Source organism: Pseudoxanthomonas sp. LARHCG66 (genome assembly GCF_052871755.1).
In genome coordinates, this window is sequence record NZ_JBIXJW010000002.1 from 362,206 (window position 1) to 379,868 (window position 17,663).

General features: G+C 63.7%; 18 protein-coding genes. 4 read left to right on the top strand and 14 right to left on the bottom strand.

What is annotated here, in order from left to right:
* Window position 1: 1 nt before the first annotated feature.
* Both ACIPRS_RS08560 and ACIPRS_RS08565 read left to right on the top strand, forming a co-directional pair.
* The gene (locus tag ACIPRS_RS08560; RefSeq protein WP_446538238.1) at window positions 2–691 is read left to right on the top strand and encodes a response regulator transcription factor; all 690 of its coding nucleotides are present in this window, start codon (window positions 2–4) and stop codon (window positions 689–691) included.
* Window positions 688–1,971 (top strand): sensor histidine kinase, encoded by a 1,284-nt coding sequence (locus ACIPRS_RS08565; RefSeq protein WP_446538239.1) that lies wholly within the window; start codon window positions 688–690, stop codon window positions 1,969–1,971. The genes ACIPRS_RS08560 and ACIPRS_RS08565 overlap by 4 nt, the downstream gene beginning before the upstream one ends.
* 30 nt (window positions 1,972–2,001) lie before the next feature.
* On the opposite strand, the gene ACIPRS_RS08570 is transcribed toward ACIPRS_RS08565, so the two are convergent.
* From ACIPRS_RS08570 to ACIPRS_RS08615, 10 genes are all read right to left on the bottom strand, one after another.
* Entirely contained in the window at window positions 2,002–3,228 is a 1,227-nt protein-coding gene (locus tag ACIPRS_RS08570; protein WP_446538240.1) for an acetylornithine transaminase, read from the bottom strand.
* Window positions 3,229–3,311: 83 nt separating this feature from the next.
* Window positions 3,312–3,848 (bottom strand): cysteine hydrolase family protein, encoded by a 537-nt coding sequence (locus ACIPRS_RS08575; protein ID WP_337731627.1) that lies wholly within the window; start codon window positions 3,846–3,848, stop codon window positions 3,312–3,314.
* A 115-nt stretch (window positions 3,849–3,963) separates the two neighbouring features.
* Window positions 3,964–4,629, bottom strand: coding sequence for a hypothetical protein (locus tag ACIPRS_RS08580; RefSeq protein WP_446538241.1), 666 nt, complete (start codon window positions 4,627–4,629; stop codon window positions 3,964–3,966).
* 106 nt (window positions 4,630–4,735) lie between these two features.
* Window positions 4,736–5,836 carry a hypothetical protein gene (locus ACIPRS_RS08585; protein ID WP_446538242.1) on the bottom strand — a complete coding sequence of 367 codons (1,101 nt, stop codon included), beginning with the start codon at window positions 5,834–5,836 and terminating at the stop codon, window positions 4,736–4,738.
* On the bottom strand, window positions 5,833–6,369 hold the full coding sequence (locus tag ACIPRS_RS08590; RefSeq protein WP_446538243.1) for an RNA polymerase sigma factor: 537 nt from the start codon (window positions 6,367–6,369) through the stop codon (window positions 5,833–5,835). The genes ACIPRS_RS08585 and ACIPRS_RS08590 overlap by 4 nt, the downstream gene beginning before the upstream one ends.
* A gap of 97 nt (window positions 6,370–6,466) precedes the next feature.
* Window positions 6,467–6,889, bottom strand: coding sequence for a VOC family protein (locus ACIPRS_RS08595; protein WP_446538244.1), 423 nt, complete (start codon window positions 6,887–6,889; stop codon window positions 6,467–6,469).
* A 609-nt stretch (window positions 6,890–7,498) separates the two neighbouring features.
* Window positions 7,499–9,181, bottom strand: coding sequence for an ABC1 kinase family protein (locus ACIPRS_RS08600; RefSeq protein ID WP_446538245.1), 1,683 nt, complete (start codon window positions 9,179–9,181; stop codon window positions 7,499–7,501).
* A 355-nt stretch (window positions 9,182–9,536) separates the two neighbouring features.
* A complete protein-coding gene (locus ACIPRS_RS08605; protein WP_446538246.1) occupies window positions 9,537–9,887 on the bottom strand; it encodes a thioredoxin family protein in 351 nt (116 codons plus the stop codon).
* Window positions 9,884–10,285, bottom strand: a complete 402-nt coding sequence (locus ACIPRS_RS08610; protein ID WP_446538247.1) for a host attachment family protein — start codon at window positions 10,283–10,285, stop codon at window positions 9,884–9,886. Before ACIPRS_RS08610 ends, ACIPRS_RS08605 begins: the two co-directional genes overlap by 4 nt.
* A 54-nt stretch (window positions 10,286–10,339) precedes the next feature.
* On the bottom strand, window positions 10,340–11,092 hold the full coding sequence (locus ACIPRS_RS08615; RefSeq protein WP_446538248.1) for a hypothetical protein: 753 nt from the start codon (window positions 11,090–11,092) through the stop codon (window positions 10,340–10,342).
* 331 nt (window positions 11,093–11,423) lie between these two features.
* On the opposite strand from ACIPRS_RS08615, the gene ACIPRS_RS08620 reads away from it, so the two are divergent.
* Window positions 11,424–12,932 (top strand): ATPase domain-containing protein, encoded by a 1,509-nt coding sequence (locus ACIPRS_RS08620; protein WP_446538448.1) that lies wholly within the window; start codon window positions 11,424–11,426, stop codon window positions 12,930–12,932.
* A gap of 3 nt (window positions 12,933–12,935) precedes the next feature.
* On the top strand, window positions 12,936–14,594 hold the full coding sequence (locus ACIPRS_RS08625) for an ATP-binding protein (protein ID WP_446538249.1): 1,659 nt from the start codon (window positions 12,936–12,938) through the stop codon (window positions 14,592–14,594).
* A gap of 168 nt (window positions 14,595–14,762) precedes the next feature.
* On the opposite strand, the gene ACIPRS_RS08630 is transcribed toward ACIPRS_RS08625, so the two are convergent.
* The 4 genes from ACIPRS_RS08630 to ACIPRS_RS08645 form a co-directional block, all read right to left on the bottom strand.
* On the bottom strand, window positions 14,763–15,284 hold the full coding sequence (locus ACIPRS_RS08630; RefSeq protein ID WP_446538250.1) for a GIY-YIG nuclease family protein: 522 nt from the start codon (window positions 15,282–15,284) through the stop codon (window positions 14,763–14,765).
* Between the two features lie 112 nt (window positions 15,285–15,396).
* Window positions 15,397–16,320 (bottom strand): non-homologous end joining protein Ku, encoded by a 924-nt coding sequence (gene ku / locus ACIPRS_RS08635; RefSeq protein WP_446538251.1) that lies wholly within the window; start codon window positions 16,318–16,320, stop codon window positions 15,397–15,399.
* 91 nt (window positions 16,321–16,411) lie between these two features.
* Window positions 16,412–16,768 (bottom strand): response regulator, encoded by a 357-nt coding sequence (locus tag ACIPRS_RS08640; RefSeq protein WP_446538252.1) that lies wholly within the window; start codon window positions 16,766–16,768, stop codon window positions 16,412–16,414.
* Window positions 16,769–16,960: 192 nt separating this feature from the next.
* On the bottom strand, window positions 16,961–17,326 hold the full coding sequence (locus ACIPRS_RS08645; protein ID WP_446538253.1) for a response regulator: 366 nt from the start codon (window positions 17,324–17,326) through the stop codon (window positions 16,961–16,963).
* Window positions 17,327–17,663: the final 337 nt, after the last annotated feature.

The window sequence follows — 17,663 nt, forward strand, 5'->3', positions numbered from 1 at the left end:
GATGAAGGCCTCCGCGCTCCGCGTCCTGGTGATCGAGGACAACCCGTTGCTGCGCGCGCAGCTCGATGGCCTGTTCGCAGCGGAGGGGATCCAGGCCGAGTTCGCCGGGGATGGACGGAGCGGATTGCAGATGGCCCTGGACGCGCCGCCCGACGTGGTGGTGCTGGACCTGGGACTGCCGGGGCTCGACGGCGTCCGTCTCTGCGAGCGTCTGCGGGCCGAAGCCGACCGGCATGTCCCCGTGCTGATGCTGACCGCGCGCGATGCGCTGGAGGACAAGCTGCAGGGCTTCCGGGCCGGTGCCGACGACTACCTCGTAAAGCCGTTCGCGGGCGCGGAACTGCTGGCGCGCTGCATCGCACTGTCGCAACGGCATCGTGCCGGGCAGACGCATGTGCTGCAGATCGGCTCGCTGCATATCGACCGTCGCAACGGCCGGGCGCGACGGGAAGGTCACGACCTGGACCTCCACCAGACCAGCTACCAGATCCTGCTGGCGTTGGCCGAGGCCTGGCCGCGCACGCTGACGCGCAGCGAACTGATCCAGCGCCTGTGGAACGACGCGCCACCGGAGTCCGATCCGCTGCGCACGCACCTGTATCTGCTGCGGCAGGCATTGGACAAGCCCTTCACCACCCCGATGCTGAAGACCGTGCACGGCGTGGGCTTCCGCCTGCAGGCCGACGCATGAGCCGCAACGCCCACGCGCCCCGCAGGCGCCTGCGCAACCGCCTGATGCTGGCGTTCGCCACGTTCACCGTGGTGGTCGCGGCCGTGTTCGCGCTGTACGTACTGCTGTTCGTCTACACGGTCGAAGACCACCTCTTCGAGGCGATGCTCGAACGCGAGGTGGCCGCGCAGTTGCAGCATCATCGCGACCACGGGACGTGGGCGACGCCGCGCGACGGCTTCATGTCCGTGGTCACCGACATGTCCGCGCTCCCGGACGGCATGGCCGACGTGCTGCGCCAGGAACCGCGGCGGCGGGAATTCTCCGGTGCCGCGGGCCGGCACTACCACCTCCGTCCCCTCGATCCGCCCGGCGCGGCGGGTCCGCGTGCGTGGCTGGTCGCCGAAGTGAGTTCTCTGCTGGCGGTCCGGCCGATGCGGACGCAGATCCTGCACCTCCTGTTCTGGACAGGCGTCGCAGTGGTGACCCTGGCCCTGCTGCTCGGTGGCTGGCTGGCCCATCGCATCACAGCGCCCCTGTCGCGACTGGCCCAGGCGGTGGGAGACGCCACGCCGGAGCGACTGCCGCCGAATTTCGCCGCCGCATTCCCCGACGATGAAGTGGGTTTGCTCGCGCGCCGGCTGGACGACCTGATCGCGCGCGTGCGCGCCTTCGTCGAGCGCGAACGCGAGTTCACCCGCGATGCCAGCCATGAACTGAGGACGCCGCTGACGGTGATCCGCACCGCGACCGAGCGCCTGGGCACGGAGCCGGGGCTGTCGGAGGCGGCGCACCGCAGCCTGGACCACATCGCGCAATCGTCGCGGCAACTGGAACAGACGGTGATGCTGCTGCTGTCGCTGGCGCGCGAGCAGGCAGCGCCGGGGCCCGCGAGCGCCACCGCGGTGCTGCCGGTGCTGGAACGCGTCGTCGTCGAGCAATCGCCGTTGCTGGACAACAAGCAGGTGGACGTCCACGTCGATGTCGCCAGCCACCACGCGACGAACCTGCCCACCACGGTGCTGAACATCCTGCTGTCCAACCTGGTCGGCAACGCGTTCGCGCATACCCGCGGAGGTCGCATCGCCATCGCCATGGACGGCGACACGCTGTGTGTCTCCAACCCGGGCGCCGGCGTGCGCGACGTGGATTTCCAGCCCTTCATCAGGCATGACGACAGTGCAGGCTTTGGCCTGGGCCTGTCGATCGTGCAGCGACTCTGCGAACGCCACGGCATCGACCTGCGGATCGAGAGTGTGCCCGGCCGTACCGTGGCGCGCCTTACCCTGCCGGCCGCCTGATCATGCCCGCCATCGGGAGGGCTGCACCGCTCAGGCAGCGAACGCCCGCAGCGCCGCATGCAGGCGCCGGAGGCCCTCGGCCACTTCCTCGTCGGTGATGTTCAGCGCGGGCACGAAGCGCAGCACGTCGGGGCCTGCCTGCAACAGCAGCAGGCCTTGCGCCGCCGCGCGGTCGAGGGCTTCGCCGGCCCGGCCGGCATGCTTCGCGCCGAGCACCGCACCCAGCATCAGGCCGCGTCCACGCAGCTGCGAGAACAGACCGAGTTCCGCATTGATCGCATCCAGCCCCTTGCGCAGCGCCGCGGCCTGCCGCGCCACGTTGTTGGCGATCTGGGGGGAGGCCAGTTTGCGCAGCGCGACGCGCGCGACGGCCGCCGCCAGGGGATTGCCGCCGAAGGTGGTGCCATGTGCGCCGAACTGCATCACCTCGGCCACTTTCGGGCCAGCCAGCATCGCGCCGACCGGAAAACCGCCGCCCAGCGCCTTGGCCAGCGTCACGATGTCGGGCACCACGCTGTCCTGCCAGTGCGCGAACAGCGTACCGGTGCGCCCCATGCCCGCCTGGATTTCGTCCAGCACCAGCAGCACCCCATGGTGATCGCACAGCGCGCGCACGCCGGCAAGGAAGCCGGGCGCGGCCGGCATCACGCCGCCCTCGCCCTGCACCGGCTCGACCATCACCGCCGCCACATCGCCGCAGGACATGGCGATCTCCAGCTGGGTCAGGTCGTTGAAATCGACGTAGCGGAACCCGGCGGGCAGCGGCTCGTAGCCTTCCTGGTACTTCGGTTGCGCCGTCGCTGTCACGGTGGCCAGCGTGCGGCCATGGAAGCTGCCACGGAACGTCACGATCACGCGCTGGTCCGGCGCGCGGCCCTGCGAGGCGGCCCACTTGCGCACCAGCTTGATCGCCGCTTCATTGGCCTCCGCGCCGGAGTTGCACAGGAAGACCCGTTCGGCAAAGCGCGACGCGGTGACCAGTTCCTCGGCCAGGCGCAGCGGCGGCTCGCTGTAGAAGACATTGCTGGTATGCCACAGCTTGCCCGCCTGCTCGGTCAGCGCCGCGACCAGATCGGGGTCGTTGTGGCCCAGCCCGCAAACGGCGATGCCGGCGGACAGGTCGATGAATTCGCGTCCCTCGCTGTCCCAGACGCGCGCGCCCTGGCCGCGCTCCAGAATGACGTCGCGCGGACGATACACGGGCAGGTAGTAGCGCTGGCCGTTGGCCAGCAGGTCGGCGGCGGTCGTGGCGCTCATGGCAGCGGCTCTGCAGCGGAAATGGCCGTGTATTGTCGCCGATCGCGGGGTCCGCGCCAGCGGGCGCCGCACCATCCCGCCGCTCAGGCGGTGAAGGCGATCCCGTCGGCCGGCAGCGCCCGGATGCTCACGCCGAAACTGCGGATCGCCGGCAGCGTGGCGTTGTGGTGCGTGCGGATCTGGTCGGCCGTCGCGTGCGCCTTGTCGTGGGTGGTGTGTGCGTCGGCGGCCAGCACCACGTGGTACCCATGCGCCGCCGCGCTGCGCGTGGTGGTGTCCACGCAGAACTCCGTGGCGTAACCGCACAGCACCACGCCTTCCACGCCACAGAACGACAGCACCTCGTCCAGTCCGGTGCGCAGGAACGAATCCGGCGTGCTCTTGCGGATGCGGTGGTCGCCCTCGGCCACCGACAACGCGGGATGCAGCGCCCAACCGGTGGATTGCGGCTCCAGGTCGCCTGCGCGCTCATGCTGCACGAAAACAACGGGCATGCCGGCTTCGCGGGCCTTCGCCGACAGCGCGTTGATGCGCTCGATCACGCCATCGGCATCGGCCGGCGACGGTTGCGGCTCGAACAGGCCACGCTGCACATCGATCACGACCAGGGCGAGGTTCATCGGGCACCTGCATTGAGGGAACAGGCTGCCAGCTTCCCTCATCGCGCCCGCACTGCCAAGGTGCGGGCGCGGAGGTCGTTCACTTCCTCATCATCGACGGGGCCGCCACCGTCCCTCAGCGCGCCAGTTGCGCGATGTTGCGCGCCAGCAGCGCATCGCCGGGGAGCCCCTGGCGCGCCTCGAGCGCGAGGCGCCCGGCGTCGTCGGCCCGTTCGTCCGCGCGCGCCACCAGCGCAGCGGCGAAACGCAGCGAAGCGTCCTGCGGCCGCAATGCCACGGCCTGGGCGATCCGCACGCTGCCGTCTTCGCGTGCCAGTTGCGCGCGCAACGCGGCGACATCGATCCGGCCGGTCCGCGGCATGTCATACCGCTGCAGGCGCAGCAGATCCTGCAGGGTTTCGCGGAAGTAGCCCGCATCGAACAGCGCGAGCGCGAGCGCCGACGCGCCCGTGGCTGCGGCGACGCGCGCTTCCAGTCGCGCGGACAGGTCGCGCAGCACAGCGCCGTCGCGACTGGCGTAGATCGCCGCGCGGCGGAGCGTTTCCATCCGCGCGATGACCGGCGTGTCGTCGGCCAGCAGGCGCTGGGTGTCGGCGACGAGGCGGTCGAGGCCATAGGCCGGCGACGGCGTGTTCCACCCCGCGCCCCAGGGCAGCGATGGCGCACCCGCGGTGTCGAACGGTTCGCACAGCAATGGCGGGCCGGCATGCGCGGGCATGGACAGGGCACTGAGGCCCAGCAGGACGGCACAGGCACGCAGGTGCAGCGGGACGATCTTCATGACGGTTCTCCGGTGATGGGGCAACGCCGTGCGGCGTGCCGCGCGACGTTGCCGCGCATGGGAAAAGACGCCACCGGTGCGCGCCGCGTTAACCCGTGCTCGTCACTCAGCGTGGTGTTTCCCGCAGCAGCGTCCTCGCGTCGGCACGCGCCTCGAACACGTCCGGCCACTGCATCCACCAGTGCTTGATGCGCGGATACGGCAACGCGTCCCACCACGGCGACAGCGCCAGCGCGCCCTGGGCGCGGATGCCGGCGCGGGTGACGCGCGCATCCGCAGGCATCCATGACGACAGGCGATCGAAGACCGGCCCGTCGGCAAGAGCGGGGTGCGCCTGCACCAGCGACAGCAGGCTGATCGCATCCTGTGGACGGGCATGCGCCAGCAGGCGCGCAACCGCTTCCTGCGTATCGCCCTCCTGCCCCTGCGCCACGCGTGCATCAACATCGCGCAAGGCCGACAGGAAAGCCGCGCTCGCGCCCAGGTCGTAGGGCATGCCGGGCCGGCCGCCCGCTTCGAAGTCGACGCGGGCGCCCTGCGGAACCAGCACTTCGCGCCACGCGTTGTCCACCTGCACCCAGCCACTGCGCACCGTCAGTGATCCCGCGCCCTCCTGGCCCGCCTCCAGTACGAATTCGCACCCGAGGTCGAAGACCTCGCCCGCGTGCGTATCCACGCCGAAGGAGCCCGGTGGCGCCCAGATACGCGCCCACATGCGACCGTGCTCAAGCCGGGTGCGATGGCGGCCGCTGCGTGTTTCCACCAGCCGCAGGCGCGCGCCTTCTCCCAATACCAGCTCGCCGATGCGGGCCACGCGCACGCGCGCATGCGCGCCACGCCCGGTTTCCAGCACGCTCCCCGGACTGAAGGACGCGTGCGCGCCTGCCGTCGCACCATCGATGCGCACCGTGCCCGCAACGTCCGCGACCTGCCATGCCTGATCCACCGGCCAACGCAGGCGGCGCTCGTAACCGCCAAGCAGGCCCACCGCCAGCATCGCCAGGGTGGCAGCCATCGCCCAGCCGATACGCGCGCGCAGCGGGCGTCGGGGGGCGGGCGCGGGAACACGCGCGACCCGCACGGAAGAGACGTCACGCCAGCGGTAGAGCGACAGCTGCCGCTCCAGTCTCGCAACGTCGTCGTCGATCGCGCCACTGCGATCCCACAGGTAGTCGTCGCCGGGCGAAGCGTCGTCGATCGGGGTCATGTCGATGCTCCTCGTATAGGCGTGGACAGCGCGGCGCGCAGCAGGGCCATGCCACGATGCAGGTTCACCCGCACGCTGCCGGGCGCCAGGCCGGTGCGTTCTGCGATCTCCTGCCCCGTCAGGCCCTCCACCAGGCGCAGCAGCAGCGTCTCGCGATAGGCTTCCGGCAAGCTGCGGATGGCCTCCATCGCGCGCCGGGCTTCCACGTGCGCTTCGACGTCGGTGCCATCGGTGAGATCGTCCATCGCGACGCCCGTCAGCGGCACGCGCCGGCGCGCGGCGTCGAGCGCCGCATGGCGGGCGATGCTGGCGATCCACCCCGGGAACGCGGCATCCTCCCGCAGGGAAGACAGGCGCGCGAGCGCGGTCTCGAATACATCCTGTGTCAGGTCATCGGCATCGGCCGGCTGCAGGCGCGCCAGCAGGATGCCGTGCACCACCGGCGCGAAACGGCGATACAGGGCCTCCAGCGCCGCGCGCTGACCGGTCCGTGCGGCCTTCACCAGTGCCGCGAGGGTCTCCGTCGCGTCCACGCCACTCCCTGCTCGTTCTTCCTGCGTAGGACGTCGTGGGCGCCGCGGGTGTTAACAGGCAGAGGGCGCGGAAGTATCCGGCGGCCGTCCCCGGCCCTCACCAGACGCCGGTATTGCCCATCGACAGCCAAGGCTCCTGCGGTGGCAGCGCGGCTCCCTTCTGCAGCAATTCGATCGAGATCAGGTCCGGCGTGCGGACGAAGGCCATTCGGCCATCACGCGGCGGGCGGTTGATGGTGATGCCCAGCGACTGCAGGTGCGCGCAGGTCGCATGGATGTCGTCGACCTCGAACGCGAGATGGCCGAAGTTGCGCGCACTGCCATAGTCCTCGGCGGGCGATCCGTCTTCCGGCGGCCAGTTGTAGGTCAGTTCGATCTCCGCCTCCGGATTGGCCGGCGCGCCGAAGTAGACCAGGGTGAATCGCCCCTGGGGACTGTCCATGCGCCGGGTTTCCACCAGGCCCAGGCCTTCGGTGAGGAAGCGGCCGGTGGCCTCCAGATCGTGGACGCCGGTGCACACGTAACGTGCCCAGCCACGGACATCACCCAAGTACCTGAAAGTACTTGTTTAATTGCAGCGATGAATATGTCCATAGAAAGGGTGAAGCCATTGACATGAAAGCACATTTCTTTCAGAACCAAGACGGGTTCGGGGGTGACAAGCTGGTAGGCCGCTTGGCCGGACATCCTCCTTCGCACGAGGGAGATCAGATCTTCCGCGGCATGAGACCTTTCCTCGGACCGGAAGCAATCCGTCTCGGGAGATGTGCGATACGTCACGCTTCTTCGAGCAGATCAATCTGCAGATGAACAGACTGTTTCTTCAATTGGGTAGATTTCCCCCAGTGCCGTCAGCATGGCAGCCAATCAATGAGCGTCAGAACGATCACCGAGAATGGATACCAACTAACCGTTGAGTCGCTGGAGAAGGTCAACCACTTGGGGATGGCCTACTGGCAGGGCCGCGCAATGTTCCGTGTAGCGGATGGGCACGCGCAGGCGGACGTCGTTACGTCCGCACAGTATGCGCATCGCGACAGCGCGGAGGAAGCTGTCATCGCCCTGGCTCGCAAGAATGGCTGGGGCGCTAGCTAGTCACCCTGAATCACTGGCAGCGAGCATAACTACCTCAGCGCGGGCCATGCTCTTCGCGCGACCTGGCGCGATGATCGCTGAGCAGCGAACTGGCGATGATGCCGCCGCCCAAAGCCACTCCTGACAGGAAGAGCACCAGTGCCATGACCGGATAGCCCCACAACGTATGGGGTGTCGGAACCCGCATCATCATGGCCGAAGCCAGGATCAATGCGGCAGTGATGACGCCCACCGAGATGCGGTTCGCGATCTTCTGAAGGTTCTCCATCAGCCTCGACTCCTCCAGGCCCGTCACCCTCATCTGGATTCTGTTCTCGGCCACCAACGAAAGGATGTCGGAGAGCTTCCGTGGCCCATCACGCAGCAGCGCCTGAACTTCCATCATCTCACTGGCAAGACTGGGTGAAGAAAGCGATTTTCGCAATCGCGCACGCATGACGTGCTGCAGTTGGTCTCCTACCAGGCGCTGCGTGTCGAGATCCGGGGCCAGCAGATGGCAGACCGCATCCAGATTGAGCAGTGTCTTTCCCAAGAGACTCAACTCGGGCGGCGGGCGTAATCCGCACTGCGTAGCGATACGTACGAGCTCCAATACCACATGACCTTCCGACATGGACGACTGGTGGGCCGCATAACGCGCGATCAACTGGCCCACCTCCCTCAGAAAGCGGGGCTCATCGTAATCATCCAGGCGGATGCCCAGTGCGATACATTCCTCCGCGACTTGCTCGCCACGACCGTCGACCGCGGCGAACAGCAGCTTGAGCAGGCGGTCGCGCTGCCGAGGCGGCACGTTGGCCACCATTCCGAGGTCGAAGATAGCCAAGCGTCCATCCGCTGTCACCCTGAGATTTCCCGGGTGAGGATCAGCGTGGATCTCGCCGTGCACAAAGATCTGGTCCAGATATCCGCGCAGCAGATCCTCTGCCAAGGGAACCATACTCTGCTCAGTTCGCCGTACACCGGATACCTGATCCACGCGACTGCCATCCGCGAACTCCATGGTAAGCACGCGCCTGGCCGTGTAGTCCCATATTGGCGCCGGCACCCAGAGTTGCCGGAAGGGAGCCAGGTGCTGCCGGAAGCGTTCGAGGTTCTCCGCCTCCGCCACATAATCCAGCTCCGCCGTCAGCGAACGGGAGAACTCGCTCAGCCAATCCGAGAATCGGACATGACGACCTATCTCCGTGAAGCGGTCCGCCGTGTCGGTGACCCCACGCAGCAGGTCGAGATCGGCCATCAGTTGTTGCGACACTCCGGGCCGCTGAACCTTGACCGCGACCTCGCGCCCATCGCGCAAGGTCGCGCGGTGGACCTGTGCCAGAGAGGCGCAACCCAAGGGCGCTTCCTCGAAAGTGGCATAAGCCTTGCTGATGCGGACACCGAGCGCGTCTTCCACTTGCTCCCGGATTGTCTCGTAAGGTATTGGCGTGACCTGTTCCTGCATGCGCTCCAACGCAGCGGCATAGGTGGCCGGCACCAGATCCGGACGCGTGGACAGCATCTGTCCAAGCTTGACGAAAGTCGGGCCGAGCGCCTCCAGTTCATCGGCAAACTTTTCCGGCGTCCCATCATCGACTACGTCCCCGTCAACCATGGCCGGCTCCAGCGAGAGCCCGTTGAACACGCCCGATTTTCGATAGCGGAACAGGAAGCGAAGAATCGCCGCACGCCGCGGCAGCTTTGCATCGCTCATGGGCGGGGGCGAACCGGTCATGCGCACTCCTCATTGTTTGATGAGTCTTTTTTCGCGCGAACGAAGTGAGTGCCGAGTGAACGACTTACTGCCGCGTCACCCTCCTTTAACCGGTGTGGGCGCGCAATCGGGTCTTGTTGAAACGGATCCAGGGCGATGAACCGTAATTCCCCCAATAAACCGAATTCCCACAGCGATGGTGCGAAAGCCAATACACCCGACAAGTTCCGGAATGATGGAGCACGCTGGAAGGATCACGATCAACCCGATACGCCGGAAAGCAGGAAAGAACGTCGTGCCCCCGAGAGCGACTATCCGGACGTGCGGGAAAGTGTACCCAGGTAGCCGAAAACGTGATGTGCTCAATGCAGGCCGCCTACGCTTGGGTACAGTCCGGGTGCGGCTTTCCCAGTGCGCGCCGAATACCTTGTAAGTCATGGACTTCCGTCGGCCGAACGATACGCTCGGCCTCTTCTCCGTCTTTGAGCAGGATCACGGTGGGCCAGAGCTTAACGCTAAAGGAGCGCCCCAGCGGTTGGCCCTTTCCGTCTTCGATCTTGACGTGTTGCAAGCAGGAATACTCTTCCAGCACTGCCTCTAGGGCCTTCTGCGCAACGCGACAATGCCCGCACCATGGCGCACCGAACTCAAGCAGGACCCAGCCTCTTAATCGGTCGATTTCGGAGCGCAGTGGCGCGACTCCCGCATAGCATGCCGCGTAGCTCATCGCGCCATGATGGTGCGCTCGATCCCCTCCAATGGAACATTGGTCATATCCTTGCCAAGCTCCGCCACAAGCCGCTGTCTGGCTTCCTTGTGCAACAAGCGACGAACTCGCCCCAATGTGGTGGGATCAGCCACGAGCACGAGATGTTCGTATTGTTGCTTGAGTGCAGCACTGTTGAGCCCGGTGGCGAGCTGCTTGGCAAACGTCGCCTCGTCGATCTGGCGGCTCGAGGACTCGCCGGGCATACTCCCGGCAGGTCCATCGTCGTTCATGTTGACCAGTTCGAGCAGGTCGTACTGGTGAAGCGAAACATTGCCTCGCTCCCCCCGGTTGCGGAACACGCGGGCGCCTTCCCCATCAGCGACAACGACCAGCGCATCAATAGGTAGGGGTTCCATAGATTGCTCCTGGCTGGAATATGCTGGCTTGATCACATCGCGACATCCGCACCATCAGTGCGGACGCTGCCGATCAAGATTGAAAGCATCGGCGACCGCATGCTTGGCCCGAACCCAGGTAAGCCGCGAAGTCCCTTTGAAGCGCTCCCAGCCCCGCTCGAGCTCCGACGCGAGGCCGTCATCCCACTCGCGTTCCGAGTATTCGCCTCGCGCGTAGGTGCCATAACGGTAAGCGGGACGATAGTCGTCGAATTCATCGTCATCCTGCCGATAGGGTGCGCTGTCAAAACGCCGCGCATAGGTGTCGTCACTCCAGGCGTATGCGTTATATGTGCGGTCGACGCGACCCCACGCGTCCTGCGCGGCTGGGCGAGCCCGCTCCCATTCGAGACGCGAATCGCCTCGACCCGCGCCCCAGTCCGCCTGCAATCTGCGCTCCGCGTCTTCCCATGATTCATCCGGGTACTCGCTGCGGGCCATTGCCCCGGCCCGGTAGGCCGCTGCATAGTCACGGTGAAAGTCGTCTTCATCCGCAAAGTAGGCGCGCGAGGGCGCGGCTTTGCGCCAGTATTCCAGTTCCAGAGTCGGGTCAATGCGCTCGGCCACGCCCTTTCCTGCGGCTGCCCCCGCGATAGTGCCTGCTGCGGCGCCGATCAACGTGCCGATGGGGCCGAATACCGTGCCGGCCAAGGCACCTGCAGCTACACCGCCTGCAACGCCGCCCACACCCACCCCGACAGGATGGGAGCCAGGGGCATCGGTAATCGGATCCTTGTTTTCGTCTCGATGTGAAGCGTCGCGCGTCATGAGCACAGCCTCCAATTTCGTCAGGAATCGCATTCGCGTTGTTTTTTCAAGGTTTCATATCGGGCGTGACCACGATGTGCACCGCAGGTCAGATTGGTGAACAAAATGTGGTTTCAACGCCGCCGACGCGCCGGATGGAATTGCGTCGGTCCGCGACATCTAGGGCAGGGTGGTTCATCAGCTCTACGGAGCTGCGGATTCACCCTTTCGAACATCAATTCTTCACGACATTCGCTGCATAGTCGCCCACAGCGCGCGGCCGAAAGCCTGCCGCCGGTCGCGTGGAGTTCTTCCTCTGCTCCCATACGTCGAGGTTGTCATGGAGAAAGACCTGCCGCCTGCACTGCCAGCATCGGAACATCGCATTTCCACGGGAAACGCAGGATTGAACAGTATCCTCGGGGGAGGCTTCGATGCCGACAGGATGTATCTCTACGAGGGCCGACCCGGCACCGGCAAGACAACTCTGGCGCTCGAATTCTTGCTGGAAGGAGCCGGAAAATCGGAAAAAACGCTTTACATCTCGTTGTCGGAAACGCAGCGCGAGCTTGAGCTCGTCGCCAGGCGGCACGGATGGAACGTGTCGGATATAGAGATCTTCGAGTTGATTCCGCCGGAGACCACACTCGACCCGTCCCAGGAGTTGACCGTCCTCCACCCCGCGGAAGTGGAGCTGGCCGAGACCACCAAACTGATCCTGGACCGCGTTTCTGCGCTCAATCCGACCCGAGTAGTGATCGATAGCTTGTCGGAACTCAGGCTCCTGGCGCAAAGCTCGCTCCGCTATCGGCGCCAGGTGCTCGCGCTCAAGCACTTCTTTGCCATCAGATCGTGCACGGTGGTTGTGCTGGACGACATGACATCGCATGACAACGATCTGCAACTGCACTCCATATGCCATGGGGTGGTTCTGCTCGAGCAGTTGGCCATCGAATACGGAGCAGAACGCAGGCGTCTTCGCGTCGTGAAAATGCGCGGCATCCCCTTCCGCGGCGGTTATCACGACATGGCCATAAAGAAAGGCGGGATCGAGGTCTACCCTCGCCTGATCGCAGCCGAGCACCATGCCAGCTTTGTCGGCGAATTCGTCGGTAGTGGAAATACCGAACTGGACGATCTTCTCGGGGGTGGACTCGAACGGGGCACCAATGCCCTGCTGATCGGGGCCGCCGGCGTGGGCAAATCGTCGCTTGCGGTCAGCTACGCCATAGCAGCGGCCCAACGTGGCGAGAAGAGCGCGTTCTTTGCTTTCGACGAAGGTCGGGGAACAATAGAAGCCCGCGCACAGAGCTTGGGCCTGCCGTTGCAGGCAGCGCTCGATGCCGGTCTCCTCATGTTCCAGCAGATCGACCCGGCCGAACTGTCACCAGGAGAGTTCGCGAAGATCGTGCGCGAGCGGGTGCAGAAAGATGGTGTCCGCGTCGTCATCATCGACAGCCTCAATGGCTATTTGAATGCCATGCCGGATGGGCGGTTTCTGATTCTTCAGATGCATGAGCTGCTGACCTTTCTGGGCCAACAGGGAGTACTTACTTTGCTGATCATGGCGCAACATGGTTTAGTGGGTCCGATGGACACACCCTTGGACATCAGCTATTTGAGTGACGCGGTGTTGATGCTCCGCTACTTCGAGCACGGCGGAGTCGTCAGGCGCGCACTCTCTGTAGTCAAGAAGCGCAGTGGCGACCATGAGCACACCATTCGTGAGTTCAAGTTGAGTCGACACGGCCTCTCGCTTGGGCCGCCGCTCCGCGAGTTCAGCGGGGTTCTTTCGGGCACTCCGACGTATGTGGGAAGTGGCGAGCCGTTGTTGGACGGCGAATCCGAGAGAACGGCTTGAGACATGGACAGGACCGTGCTGGTGCTGGCGCCCATTGGCCGCGACGCCCTCGCGGCTGCGGAGGTACTGCGGCGCTCCAACATACAAGCTGAGGTCTGTCCGGATATCGCCTCTTTGGTCGCCGGTCTTGACGCGGGCGCCGGCACCGCCTTCGTGGCGGAGGAAGGACTGGTAGGCGATCAGGCGAAGCTCCTCACGCAGTGGGTCGCCAACCAGGAGCCTTGGTCGGATTTTCCCTTCATCGTGCTGACCAGTCATCACGTCCAGCCGCGGGTCACCGCTTGGAGAGAAGCACAGATGCGGCAATTGGGAAATGTCTCCCTGATCGAGCGCCCACTGCAGCCCATCACGCTGGTCAGCGTGGTCCAGAGCGCGCTACGTGCCCGTCGGCGCCAACGCGAGATCAGTGCACTGCTCGATGATCAGCGGCTTGCGGCGGCCCGACTGGAGTCGCTGGTGGATGAGCGGACGGCACAACTGCTGGAGATGAATGCCCAGCTCCGATCTGAGATGGAGGAACGGGCCCGCGTGGAAGACGCATTACGTCATGCCCAGAAGATGGATGCGCTCGGTAAGCTGACGGGAGGCGTCGCGCACGACTTCAACAATCTTCTGATGGTCATCACCGCCGGCATCGACATGCTGGAGCGGCATGATGACGAGGAACGATGCCAACGGATATCAGCCGGCATGAAACAAGCCGCACAACGGGGCGCAAGCCTGACCCGACAACTGCTGTCGTTCTCGCGCAGCCACGCACTCAGGCAGGAAGTGGTCGACGTTCCTACGCTTATCACCCAGATGCGCGACCTGCTGAATCGAAGCCTGCGGGGCGACATACATGTGAAGCTCGAGCTTTCCGCCGACACTTGGCCTGTATATGTCGATCCGGGCGAACTGGAGATCGCCATCCTCAACCTTTGCGTGAACGCCCGTGACGCCATGGACAGCGGAGGAATGATCACCATCTCGGCTTGCAATGCCGTCGAGCCCCAAGGCCACGAACAGGTGCGGCTGGCGGTCTCGGATACGGGAACGGGCATGACGCCAGAAGTGAAGGCGCGTGTGTTCGATCCCTTCTTCACCACCAAGGAAGTGGGAAAAGGTTCCGGGCTGGGACTGGCTCAGGTCTATGGCTTCGCGCGCCAGTCGGGTGGCTCCGTGGAGATCGAGTCCGAAGTGGGTGCCGGCAGTACGATCACCCTGAACCTTCCGCGGGCAGAGCCCTCGTTGGCACCAGAACAGGTGCCTGAGATTCCCAGAGACCAGGAGGGGACATTTAAGGGGTCGGTGCTGCTGGTGGAAGACGATGCGGAAGTTGCATCGATGATCCTGGACATGTTGGACAGTCTTGGCTTCGAGGCCACTCATGCGAAGAATGCGGCCTCAGCGCTGGGGGCTCTCGGCAATGATCGCGTCATAGACCTCGTCCTCTCCGACATCATGATGCCGGGAGGCATGAACGGCATCGAGCTTTCCGAGGAGATGTGGGCCCGGCGACCTGGCCTCCCCATCATACTGAGCAGCGGCTTCGCTGATGCATTCTCGAACGAGGCATCGAGGCTAGGGATCAGGATCCTGGCCAAGCCTTATTGCATTCAAGATCTGCGTTCGGCGATCGAGCGCATATTCACCGGCGACCCGCAGCGGCCGTCTCAGTAGTCGCTCCGTCGCCATCGGGCGTTGCGATGCCTCCGGACCGGGTTCTGCCTCGAAGGGTCCATGCCCACCCAAGTACCTTTCCTTCGTCGCTTGAACCGCGCCGCCAACCCTTGTATCGAGAAGGCGTCGAGTCGCTTGCAGTGATCGACGATCACACGCATCGAGTGGTCAATCATCCGAAACCAGGCTGTTGCGCGACAGCCATGTCTTCATGGCCGGACTGATGATGTCAGCCAAAGGTATCCGCAGCGCTCTATAGGCATCCAGGGTATCCCTAACGCCTGCCAGAGAATTGCTCGACGGTGCTTCTGGCCATTCATCGGCAGGCCCGAAGCGCAGGACGGCAGCCTGTTCTCCGGCCTCCAGGTAATCGAGTCGCTCAAGGAGCCGCTTTGTCACCCACCCTTTCAGAGGCCTGTGGACCATGAAACCTTGGGCGGCCAGGAGGGCGCCGGCCTCTTGTAGCTGAGGCATCGCACCCCTGAACCATTCCGTTCGTCCCGCCGCATGCTTGGGGACGAGCAATGGCGGAGGTGCGGCGTGCGCTCGCAACTTGCGCTTCCAATGGGTCTCCCATGCACGCGCCTCCCTCACGTCGGAAGCCTCGGCTATCCATCCGCCATCCAGATCAAAGAACTCGTAGTACCGGGATGAGAACGCATGCATACGTACCAACGGATCCTTCGCCATGCCGAGCTTGGCGAAATCCTCGTACGCGCATGGAAGTACATACAGATATGCCGTCCCTGCAGGGCCAGAGCCGATACCCTCGATTCGCACTGTTCGTCGCGACACGCTGTCATCAGCGCGAAGTTGTCGCGCTGCGCGGCCTTTTCGCTGGGGCCTTCTTGCCTCGTTTCGTGCTCTTCTTTGCGGACTTTCCTGTGGCGGCCTTCTTGGCTGGCGCCTTCTTGGCGGGTGTGCGCTTGTTGCTCTGCAGGCTCTTCTGCAGAAGCGCCATGAAGTCGACGACATTGGTGGTGGCGTCCTCGCTATCCCGCGCCTCGTCATCCGCGATCCGGGTGGTTGCGCCCTTTGCCTTGATCCGCTTCTTGATTATCGCCTCGAGCCGAGTCCGGAATTCGTCATGGTAGTCATCGGGCTTCCAGGCAGCCGACATGGAGTCGATCAGGCTCTCTGCCATCTCCCGCTCCTTCGCGGTGATGCGGAAGTCCGCTGCCTTACCAACGGGCAGTTTGTACTCTTCCGGATCAACCAGCTCCTGTGGATAGCGCAGCATCATCAACACCAACGCGTCCTGCTCAGGGAGGACCGCGCACAAATACTCGCGCGTTCTGATGACCACCCGGGCCACACCTGCTTTTCCGGTGGCGTGCAGCGTGTCGCGCAGCAGGACGTATCCCTTCTCGGCCTTCTTGCCAGGAACAAGAATATAGGGCTTCTCGTAGAAGCGGATGCCGATCTCGTTGCGATCGACGAAAGCCTCCACGTCTACGGACTCATGTGTTTGCGGTGCGGCTGAGGCGATATCATCCTTTTCCACTACCACGTAGCTGCCTTTGTCGTACTCGAAAGCCTTGACGATGTCCTTCCATGGCACCTCCTCGCCGGTTTCGGCGTTGACGCGTTCGAAGCGGATGGGGCTCTTGTCCCGGGCGTCGAGCATGCGAAAGCTGATATCGACTCTTCGCTCGCCAGACATCAATGAAACAGGGATGTTGAGAAGACCGAATGATAGGGTTCCGGTCCAGATGGGACGCGCCATGTCAGCGTCTCCTGCAATCGATGCTGGTACTCTGATCAGGGATACGGAAAATCTGCGTGAAGAAGCATTGCATGTTGCGATGCTTCACATTCTAAACCCCGTTTCGCAAGAGTCCCATCAGATCCTGTATCCGATATGGCTTATGAAGAAAGTGAGCCCTGCTTGGCAAGCCGCGAATCTGCGATAGGGGCGAAGCAGATACCACAATGACGACGCATTTCGGCTGGATTTGCAACGCCGCACACGCCACATCCACCCCCGACCCAGAACCAGGCATGATGACGTCTGTAATCACTGCGTTGAACTTCGTGCCGTCGCGTAGGCGGATGCCGGCCTCCCTTGCGTTAGCCGCCTCGGTGACAATGAAGCCGAACGCCTCTAAAGCCAGCCGCACGACACGCCTCAGGTCCCTCTCGTCATCCACGAGAAGTATGTGTTGCTTCTTCATCGGCCCAGCCCACTCATGGATCGAGTGGCTGATACGCTCATGAGACCACTTTGGATGCGTGGCGGACTAGAGATTTCTCATCAGGCCTGGAACTGGTTCAAGTAAGCATAAGCCAATATCGACAAGAACCTCGTTCTAGTCCGCGCGCAAAGGGATGCGTTGCAGAGTGCGCGAATTACACCGGCAAGTCGGCTATCGGGTGGCTGAAGGCTTGCCCAGAAGCGATCGAAGTGCGGCCTCAATGTCCGATTTTCGGAAGGGCTTCAGCAATACAGGGATGGATGTGTATGCTGCAGGAAGTCCTTGTTCTCCATAACCAGTTGTAAACAGGATGGGAACTCCTCGCGAGCGGAGAATCTCCGCTGCAGGAAACGAGGCACTGCCTCCCAGGTTTACATCGAGAATGGCGGCGTCGAACGAGCCGGCTTCGATCATTGACATTGCCTGCTCGACGTTGGTGGCGGTCGCGTCGGCGATGTAGCCTGCGTCAGTCAGAATATCCTCCAGCAGCATCGCAATAAGCGATTCATCTTCCACAATGAGGATGCGTGGTTTCATTTCAACTCCTGAGAAATCGTTTCAGACCTCAGCTCCCGACTCCTGTCCGCGACCAGGTAGTCCTCCTCCATGACCAAGGCTCGCCGAAGCAAACCAGCGGAAGCATCTAGTGCGGCATTCCTTGCGGCGGATCTCAACATTATTGTCCTTTGCGAAGGAGCCATCATCTTTGCACTTTGCTATCCGGACTGATGTGAAACAGTGCCACGATCCGATAGAAGGTTATTGCAATCACCGAGCTATCCATCACGTGCTTTGGCGTGGCTACGCCTTCATTCACCGCCGTCGAATGACATCTCTTTCACCTTAGACCTCAATGAATGTGGCGCTAGGCGAA